6 protein-coding genes are annotated in these 9,154 nt (G+C 69.4%); 4 read left to right on the top strand and 2 right to left on the bottom strand.

Translation table 11 applies throughout. The features are described from left to right. Positions 1–482: 482 nt before the first annotated feature. Complete coding sequence (locus AB0E85_RS39100; protein ID WP_361937529.1) at positions 483–3,956, top strand: WD40 repeat domain-containing protein; 3,474 nt, start codon at positions 483–485, stop codon at positions 3,954–3,956. Between the two features lie 563 nt (positions 3,957–4,519). Then, the gene (locus AB0E85_RS39095; protein ID WP_361937530.1) at positions 4,520–5,239 is read left to right on the top strand and encodes an FAD binding domain-containing protein; all 720 of its coding nucleotides are present in this window, start codon (positions 4,520–4,522) and stop codon (positions 5,237–5,239) included. 244 nt (positions 5,240–5,483) lie between these two features. On the opposite strand, the gene AB0E85_RS39090 is transcribed toward AB0E85_RS39095, so the two are convergent. Further along, a complete protein-coding gene (locus tag AB0E85_RS39090; protein ID WP_361937528.1) occupies positions 5,484–6,059 on the bottom strand; it encodes a hypothetical protein in 576 nt (191 codons plus the stop codon). 83 nt (positions 6,060–6,142) lie between these two features. Here AB0E85_RS39090 and AB0E85_RS39085 point away from each other — a divergent pair, with 83 nt between their 5' ends. Next, complete coding sequence (locus AB0E85_RS39085; RefSeq protein WP_361937527.1) at positions 6,143–6,631, top strand: TetR/AcrR family transcriptional regulator C-terminal domain-containing protein; 489 nt, start codon at positions 6,143–6,145, stop codon at positions 6,629–6,631. Between the two features lie 20 nt (positions 6,632–6,651). Here AB0E85_RS39085 and AB0E85_RS39080 read toward each other — a convergent pair whose 3' ends face one another. After that, complete coding sequence (locus AB0E85_RS39080) at positions 6,652–7,089, bottom strand: MerR family transcriptional regulator (RefSeq protein WP_361937526.1); 438 nt, start codon at positions 7,087–7,089, stop codon at positions 6,652–6,654. Positions 7,090–7,535: 446 nt separating this feature from the next. Here AB0E85_RS39080 and AB0E85_RS39075 point away from each other — a divergent pair, with 446 nt between their 5' ends. Then, the gene (locus tag AB0E85_RS39075) at positions 7,536–9,041 is read left to right on the top strand and encodes a SulP family inorganic anion transporter (protein WP_361937525.1); all 1,506 of its coding nucleotides are present in this window, start codon (positions 7,536–7,538) and stop codon (positions 9,039–9,041) included. The last annotated feature ends 113 nt before the right edge of the window (positions 9,042–9,154 follow it).

The raw sequence follows: 9,154 nt of genomic DNA, 5'->3' as shown, positions 1-9,154 counted from the left end.
TGTTTGTCGGGGTCGGGGGGGGGGGGGTGGCCGCCGGCGCGCCCCCCCCCACGCCGCGTGCTTCGGAGAAAGAACTCACTGAACGGGCGCCCTCGACCTGCCAGTTGATCCACGTGCCGGTGCCGCCGGACCCGGGGCCCGCCCGAAGCAGCGAGGCTGGTGCCGAGCAAACCAATGCTGAAAGATGTGACACCCCTTGATTCCTGTGACGCCGGAAAGCAGGTGGTGTTGCTGTGCCGCGTGGAGAGCGACCGCTGGAAGCCGGAGACGGCCCGCTGCTGAAGTTCGCCGCGGACCTGCGACGGCTGCGCCAGAAAGCGGGCAGCCCGCCGTACCGGACGCTGGCAGAGCACGCGCATTACTCGATCTCGACTCTTTCCAGCGCGGCTTCAGGACAGCGGCTGCCGTCCTTGGCGGTGACCCTGGCGTACGTACGGGCCTGCGACGGAGACCCGGAGGAGTGGGAGCGCGTCTGGCGGACGGTGGCGGCCGAACTCGGAGAACGCACTGCGGACGCAGATCCGGTGGAGGCCCGGGGCGGGGCGCCCTACCTGGGGCTGGCAGCGTTCCAGACGCGGGACGCGCAGTGGTTCTTCGGCCGGGAGCGGCTGGTGGCCGAGCTGATGGAGAGACTGGACCGGCAACGGTTCGTCGTGGTCTCCGGGGCCTCGGGATCGGGGAAGTCGTCACTCTTGCGCGCTGGGCTGACTCACCGGCTCATCACAGCGATGCCCGTGATCGTTTTCACGCCGGGCGCCCGGCCGCTGGAGGAGTGCGCTGTGCAGCTGGGGGCACTGGCGGGGGTCACTCCGGGCGGGTTGTACGCGGAACTGGCTTCGGAGCCGCAAAATCTGGGGCGGGTGGTACGGCAGATCGCCGCCAGGGAAGGGGAGGGCGACGGTGACGTCGTGCTCGTCGTCGACCAGTTCGAGGAAGTTTTCACCCTCTGCAGAGACGATGCCGAGCGGGACGGCTTCATCACCGCGTTGGTCACCGCCGCTTCCGCTGTCGGCAGCCGGTGCCGGATCGTCCTGGGTGTGCGCGCCGACTTCTTTGCGCACTGTACCCGCCATGCGCTGCTGGTGGAGGCGATGCGCGATGGGCAGATGCCCGTGGGGCCGATGACGCTGGAGGAACTGCGGCAGGCGGTGGTTCAGCCGGCCCAGCGGGCCGGGCTGACCGTGCAGGGATCGCTGTTGGCAGCGCTGACAGCGCAAGCCCACCGCCAGGCAAGCGTGCTGCCGCTGCTGTCGCACGCGCTGCTGCAAACCTGGCGTCGGCGCCGCGGAAACGCGCTGACACTGGAGGCGTTCAACGCGACAGGCGGGCTGGAGGGCGCTCTGGCGCGGACAGCGGAGGAGTTCTACCAGGGTCTGGACGCGAAGCAGCGCGAGTTGGCCCGGGAGATGTTCGTGCGGCTGGCCGCACTGGGGGAGGACACGCAGGACACTCGACGGCCGGCGCAACGGCGGGAACTGGAAGGTCTGGCCGATTCCGACGACGACGTCAGCGTCGTACTCGATGAGGCGGCCAAGGCGCGGCTGCTGTCCCTGGACCGCGGCCGCGTGGAGATAGCCCACGAAGCCCTGATCCGCTGCTGGCCGAGGCTGCACGGTTGGCTGTCCGAGGACCGCGACGCCCTGCGCACATTACGCCAGCTCACCGACGCGGCCCAGGAATGGCAGCAGTTGGGCCGCGACCCCGGCGCGCTGTACCGCGGCACCCGCCTGGAACTGGCCGCGGCACTCGAACATCGATCACTGTCACTGTCCGCCCTGGAACGATCCTTCCTCGATTCCAGTCTCGCCGCCCAAGTCACCGAAGGTGCGGCGATCCGTCACAGGGCGCGGATCCGACGCGTGGGGCTGGCTCTGGTGAGCGTCCTCGCCCTGATGGCCACCACAGCCGCGATCTGGGCGACAGGAGCGCAGCACACGGCGGACCGGGAGCGCGACATCGCCCTGTCACGGGAGCTGTCGGCCCGGGGAGACGCTCTGCTGAATCGCCGCCCGGAGGAAGCGATGCTGCTGGCACTCGAAGGGCTCCGGAAGGCGCCCACGACCGAGGCACACAGCAGTCTGCTGAGCGCCTACAACATGCACCGGGCCAATCAGCTCACCCCACACACCGGCAGCGTCAACGCCGTGGCATTCGGCCCCGACGGGCACACCTTGGCGTCCGCGAGCGAGGACCACAGCGTGAAGCTGTGGAATACGGCGACGCGGCGGTTGACCGCCACTCTCAGGGGGCACACGGACGCGGTGACCGGCGCGGCGTTCAGCTCGGACGGACACACGCTGGCCACAGCCGGCGCCGACGGCAGTGTGAAACTCTGGAACCCGGCAACACAACGGGAAACGGCCACTCTCACCGGCCACTCCAGCGCCGTGAACGCGCTGGCGCTGAGCCCCGACGGACGCATCCTGGCCAGCGCCGGCAACGACGGCACAGTACGCCTGTGGAGCACGCTTAACCGCAGGGCGACTGCCACACTCTCCGTTCACGCCGGGGCCGTTCACGCGGTGGCCTTCTCGCCGGACGGACGCAGGCTGGCGACGGCCGGTGCCGATCGCACCGTGCGCGTGTGGGACGCGACATCACACCGCATCACCGCCGGGTTCACCGGGCACGTCGACACCGTCCGTGCCCTGGCCTTCTCGCCGGACGGCCGCACCCTGGCGTCGGCCGGCGATGACACCACCACCCGCCTGTGGAGCCTCAAGGCACCACGCGCCATCACCGTCCTGCGTGGCAACGGCGATTCAGTGAGGGCCGTCGTGTTCTCCCCGGACGGCCGCACCGTGGCCACCACAGCCGCGCACAGCACCGTCACGCTGTGGAACCCCGGCACACACCGCCAAGTCGGTACCCTCGCCGGCAACTCCGATGCCGTGAACGCCGTGGTGTTCAGCTCCGACGGAGGTTTGCTCGCCACGGCAGGCGCCGACGGCACGGTGCGCCTGTACAACCCAGCCACGCGCCGACTGCTGATCACGTTCGGCGACACCCCGAGTGCCCTGCGCACCGCTTTCAGCCCCGACGGGCGCACCTTGGCCACCGGCTTCGGCGACGGCACCGTCAGGTTGTACGACGTCAACCGGCAGCAGGAGACGGCGACGCTCACCGCTCACGACAACGGTGCCTGGGGCATCGCCTTCAGCCCTGACGGCCGCACACTGGCCACAACCGGCACCGACAACACCGTCCGGCTGTGGAACACCGCCACCCACCGGCAAACCGCTGCCCTGACCGGCCACAGGAAGAACGTGCTGGCAGCCGCCTACAGTCCGGACGGGCGCATATTGGCCACCGCCAGCTACGACGGCACCGTGCGCCTGTGGGACGTGGCAACACGGCGCGCCGTCGTCCTTGCCGGGCACACCGGCGCGGTCCTCGCCGTCGCGTTCAGCCCTGACGGGAAGACACTCGCCTCCGCGGGCGCCGACCAGACCACCAGACTGTGGGACACCACCACCCACGAGAGCACCGCCACCCTCACCGGACACAAAGACGCTGTGTCAGACGTGGCGTTCAGCCCCGACGGACAGACGCTCGCCTCCGCGGGCGCCGACCAGACCATCAGACTGTGGGACACCACCACCCGTCAGAGCACCGCCACCCTCACCGGACACCACACGGCCGTCTCCGCGATCGCATTCAGCCGCAACGGGTACCTGCTGATCACCGGTGGACAGGACGGCACACTACGTCTGTGGCATGTCACCACGCGGCGCACCGTGGCCGTCCTTCGCAGCAACGCCGGCGGCCTCAACGACCTGGCGCTCAGCTCCGACGGCCGCACCCTCGCCACCACCCTCGGCGAGCCGATGGCCAAGGTGCGACTGTGGAATCTCGATGTCCGCCAGGTCACCCGCCTCACCTGCCAGGCGAGCAACGCCCACCACTGGCCGAAGCTGCTGACCGGGTCACCCGAGGCAGCCCCAGCCTGCGCCTGACCCGGTTCGGCCCACTCCATGTGCCGGTTGGCCAGGTTGTCCGAGAGCTCGTTGGGATAGCTGTCGGGGTTCTCTGTGCGAGGGGGGCCGTTAGCGGTGGCGTGTGGTGCACGGCCTGCGTCCCGAGCGCTGCCAGCGGTTACCGTCTCGGTCCCACGATGGCGTAGGGGCGCGGCGAGGACCGAGAACGAGAGCCAGGCGAACGGCAGCGTGCGTTCGCCGGCTGCCGCGGCCGCGCTTGCGAGCCGTACTTGCCCCGGCCCACGTGTTCTGGGCCTGTCACGTCGCGCTGTCGGCAGGGAAAGTGCCAGGACCTGACAGCCGACAGTTTGTGCGCCCCCGGTGACGCCGACTGGGTCGTCGTCCCATGGACACACCGACAGCGCCGCGCCCGCCACCGTCTCCGCGCGGTCTTTCCGGCCGCGGCCGCACCAAGCAGGCACATAACCGCGCGCGTGTGAGCCCTGTATGCGCCCCCTCCGGAGCGGCCAAAATGCGCCGTGCCGACGGGCAAGTGGCCGAGAGCTGTCCGTCCGAGTCGAAGAAAGGCCAGGGTGGCTGAGGTGTTGGTACGACTGCCCAAAACTGTGTCGGAAGCGCGGGAGTGCTTGACCGAGGGGGCGGTGCCGATAGGCGGCGCGACCCTGGTCTGGGCCACGTGGCAACGCGACGGGTTCCCGGAACAGGCCATGTCGCTGCGAGAGTTGCCGCAGGCCAATGTCATCGGCCCCGAGGAGCTGGGCGGTGCGGTGGTACTGAGCCGCATTGACGGCCGCATCCCGTACGTCTTGCACGCTGCGGCCAAAGCGGTGGGCACCGGCGCGGTGCGCCGCGCGGCCACGGTCGGCGGCAACCTGGCAGGCAGCACGTTGCGTTGCCTGCTACCCGCGGCCCTGGTCCTGGAGGCCCGCGCGACCGTACTGGCCTCGCACGGCGTCTACGAGACCGATCTGGCCGAAGTGACAGCGAAGCGGCCGCTGCTGCTCGGCCTGCGATGGTCCGCGCCGGTCGCCAGCGCCTACCGCAAGCTGCCGGGCGAGGCGAGCGGCGAACCGCCTCTCGTCGTCGCCACTGCCCTGCACACCGACACCGGCGGACACCACCGCCTTCGCGCCGCCGTCCGCCACGGCTACGACGTCCTGACCGCGACCGCGGCCTACGGCCCCGATGCCGCCCGCCCCTTGGACGAGCTGCGCGAGACCTGTGTGGCGGACGTCCCCGACGCCTGGGGCCCCATCACCGAACAGGTCACTGCACTCTTGGCGGCCGCCCCGGACGGCTGAGACCCGGGCCGCGCACCGGGCCGGCCCTGACCACGCTGCCGCGACACGTTGAACGCTTCTGTATGAGGAGGCCGTTCTGCCAAGTTTGGGCAGCCGAGTACGGAAAGAGCACCTTGCCGCCGCCGACCTCTCCCAGGTCACCCGAGCCGTCAAGCGCAAGCACGAGCTCAAGCAGATCCAGTACCGGCCCGACGTGGTCGACGGCTGTCTCGTCGGCACCGGCCTGTCCCTCACAACGCAATCGTCAGAAGATTCCGAAGAAGCGGTGCCACCAGGTGGGTCGCTCAACATGCCAAGGCAGCTCGCTCGGCCCAGCGTAGTCGCACTCCAGTAGTTCCTCGGGAACGATCGCGTACCCGAGGTTGGCCAAAGTCCCGCAGACCTTGTTCAGATCCGCAGCATCCAACTCGCCCTCTGCTTGTGCTTCCCTTGTGCCGAGGAAGGCGCCCGGATTGTCGGCGCAGACCAGCGCCAGGGAGCCGAACTTGCTCACGCAGGCGACGATCCGGGTTCCGCACACGGTCGCCTCTGCCGGCACGGTGACCCGCCCGTACTCACTGGAATCCTGCGTGTCCCGCTCATTGGCACATGGCGTGGCGAAGTCGTCCTCAAGGTGTGCCACGAGGTCGTTGAACAACGCGCCAGTCTCGCCACGGTCGTAGTCCCGGGGCCGCTCCAACCACTCGGGATCATCGAGCTCGCGCAACATGGCCACCAGTTCCGCTTCGTGCTTCGTCACGCCCAGATCTTGGCGGATCAGCAGCAGATCTCGCCAGCCCGACATCACCCATTCAAGTTTCAGTAGCGCGGAAGCGGCCACCGTCCCCCACCGCGTGCGCGTCACCACCGCACCGGCCTCGAGGCCCGGCAGCGTGGTGTCCGTACTTCAAGGGCAAGGAGGAGTTGTTCACCGCCGTCGTCCAGGACGGCTCCGCGCGTGTCGCCGATGTCCTGGTCGAGCTCATCGAACGGCACCTGGGCCCTGTCGGCGACGCGGACGCACTGGTGGCGGCCCTTCTTGCGCTGGCGAAGGTGTGGAACAAGCCGCGCGCTGAATTCACCGACCACTTCGCCGTGGTCCGCCGGCTACGAGCCCAAGGCCCCACCCTGCCGCGCACCCTGCTGCAAGCGTGGGACGAGGCCGGACCTCAGCGTACCCAGCGGGCGCTCGCCCACCAGCTGCGCCGCCCGGCGGATCTCGGCGTCCTGGACGTGGCCGACGCTGCCGTGGCGGCCGACCACTTCCTGCTGCTGACTGCCGGATCGGTGGCCGAACGCAGCCACCACGGCGCGGCGACGCTGTCCGCCCCGGCCCGCGCCACGCTCATCACCGCCGGAGTCCGGGCCTTCCTCCACGGCTACGTGCCTCACCCGGCGTCCAAGCGTCAGTGACGCGCGGCGCGGGGCCACTGTCAGGAATGCGTGGCCGGGCCGATGAGGGAGGCGTTGTCAGGGCTGGTGGCCGCCAGCCGGTTGCGGAGGGTGGCGGCGAAGTCCTCCGCGCGCTCCAGCTGGACGCGCAGCTCCCCGACCTTGCGGGCGGCGGCCTGCTCGAAGCCGCGCACCCGCTCCAGCAACGCTTCCCGCTCGGCGGCGTCGGCCTGCTCGTCGGAGTCGAGGCGGTCGGTGGCCTCCAGCAGGTCGCGCATCTCCTGCAGAGTGAAGCCGAGCGGTTTCATGCGGCGGATCACCATGAGGCGGGCGACATCGGCCTCGGTGTAGAGGCGGAAGCCGCCCTGAGAGCGGGCGGAAGGGATGACGAGGCCGGTCTCCTCGTAGTGCCGGATGGTGCGCAGGGACAGTTCGGTCCGCGCGGCGACTTCGCCGATCTGCATGTGCTTGCCGTCCACGTCCTGATCTGGCCCTTCTCGTCTCCGGCGGTGCCGAGTCCCCTTCGGCCGCCGATTCCTACTCTAACGTTAGGGTAGAGTTTCCGGTGGTGAGGTTCGGGCCTGCGGGCCGTCCTCGCTTCGTGTGTGGTGCGGGCAAGTGCGCCCGGCCGCGCCGTCGTGTCGGGGCCGATGCCGCCCCCGGCGAAGAATCCGAGTTTTGCAGGAGTTACGCGTGCGCGAGTTCGTTGTGCCCGGCGCCGCTGCCTGTCCGCCGTGACGCTTCGCCTTTGACCAGAGCCCGAGCAGCCGCTTCTTCCGCGGCTTCGACCGGCTCTGCCCCCACCTTGACTTCCGGCCCTGTTCAGCGGGCCGATTGCGGGACGCCGGCTCGGCCTCCCGTGCCTTCCTTCGCGCGCCCTGATGTGTCCTTGGGGTGTGCCCGAGCACGACAGGTAGCTGCTTTCTTGTCTTCTTCCGTTCTCTCTCCTGGCGCGCGGCTGCGCGCCCTGCGTCCGGACTGGCTGCGTGATCCGAAAGTCTGGCGCACCGAGGTGCTGGCCGGCCTGGTAGTCGCGCTCGCCCTGATCCCGGAGGCGATCTCGTTCTCGATCATCGCCGGCGTCGATCCGGCGATCGGCCTGTTCGCCTCCTTCACCATGGCCGTCACCATCGCCGTCGTCGGCGGCCGACGGGCGATGATCTCCGCCGCCACCGGCGCGGTCGCCCTCGTGATCGCCCCCCTCAACCGGGAACACGGCCTGGGCTACCTCGTCGCTGCCGTCATCCTCGCCGGAGTCTTCCAGGTGATCCTGGGCGCGCTCGGCGTGGCGAAGCTGATGCGGTTCATCCCGCGTTCGGTGATGGTCGGCTTCGTCAACGCCCTCGCCATCCTCATCTTCATGGCCCAGGTCCCCGAGATGACCGGCGTGCCCTGGCCGGTGTACCCGCTGATCGCGGGAGGGCTGGCGCTGATGGTGTTCTTCCCCAAGGTCACCACGGTGATCCCGGCGCCGCTGGTGTCCATCGTGATCCTCACCGTCGTCACGGTAGCGGCCGGGATCGCGGTGCCCACCGTCGGCGACAAGGGCGACCTGCCGACCTCGCTGCCGCTACCGGGCCTGCCGGACGTGCCCTTCACCCTGGACACCCTGACGACCATCGCCCCGTACGCGTTCGCAATGGCCTTGGTCGGCCTGATGGAGTCGCTGATGACGGCAAAGCTGGTCGACGACATCACCGACACCCACTCCAGCAAGACCCGCGAGTCCATCGGGCAGGGCATCGCCAACATCGTCACCGGCTTCTTCGGCGGTATGGGCGGCTGCGCCATGATCGGCCAGACGATGATCAATGTAAAAGTGTCCGGCGCCCGCACCCGCCTGTCGACCTTCCTGGCCGGATCCTTCCTGATGATGCTGTGCATCGTCTTCGGCCCCGTCGTCTCCGACATCCCCATGGCCGCCTTGGTCGCCGTCATGGTCATGGTGTCGTTCGCGACGTTCGACTGGCACTCCATCGCCCCGAAGACCCTCAAGCGGATGCCCGCCGGGGAGATCACCGTCATGGTGATCACTGTCGCCTGCGTGGTCGTCACCCACAACCTCGCCATCGGCGTCGTCGTCGGCTCGATCACCGCGATGGTGGTCTTCGCCAAGCGGGTCGCCCACCTGGCCGAGGTCACTGCGGTGACCGATCCCGACGGCGCCAGCGTGGTTTATCGGGTGACCGGTGAGCTGTTCTTCGCCTCCTCCAACGACCTCGTCGGACAGTTCAACTACGTGGGCGACCCCGACAAGGTCATCGTCGACCTGTCCGCCGCCCACATCTGGGACGCCTCGTCCGTCGCCGCCTTGGACGCCATCGAGACCAAGTACGCCCAGCGCGGCAAGAGCGTCGAGATCACCGGCCTGAACGAACCGAGCGCCCACCTCCACGGCAAGCTCAGCGGCGAACTCGCCGCCAGCCACTGACGCGCACCCTCCCGCAGCCCACGCTGCGAAGTCAGGCACCCTGGCTCCGGCGGCGCCCCACAGAAAACGGCGGCGCCGGGGGCGGAGACTGCCCGCAAGCCCACGCGCGGGGT

Source organism: Streptomyces sp. NPDC029044, from assembly GCF_040637495.1.
Classification (GTDB): Bacteria; Actinomycetota; Actinomycetes; order Streptomycetales; family Streptomycetaceae; genus Streptomyces.
This window is presented reverse-complemented; position numbering and strand designations above follow the sequence as displayed.